We start from the raw sequence: 231 nt of genomic DNA, 5'->3' as shown, positions 1-231 counted from the left end.
ACTTTTGTAAGCGTGTCGCGCTAATCATTCCCATCACTCTTGCAATGGTAATGGCAGAGGGAACACCATGACTAAAATCACCAAAGCGTTTGAGAAAATCTAACCATCTAGTGCCGTAAAGATGGATAGCTTTCCAGTCATCTTGACCGGAAAGCACCGCGCAAATTGTTAACAAAATGATATCAGTTAACTTGTGCTCGACTTTACCTTGTTGGCGATAATCTGGGATGG

Annotated in this window: 1 protein-coding gene; it reads right to left on the bottom strand. The window is 42.9% G+C overall.

The window, feature by feature from the left end; genetic code table 11:
- A partial coding sequence (locus FHC48_RS23295) for a transposase family protein (RefSeq protein WP_310572873.1) occupies positions 1-229 on the bottom strand: 229 nt, incomplete at its 3' end.
- Positions 230-231 lie beyond the last annotated feature (2 nt).

This window comes from Enterobacter sp. EC_50 (assembly GCF_019584525.1).
GTDB classification, from domain to species: Bacteria; Pseudomonadota; Gammaproteobacteria; order Enterobacterales; family Enterobacteriaceae; genus Enterobacter; species Enterobacter roggenkampii.
This window is presented reverse-complemented; position numbering and strand designations above follow the sequence as displayed.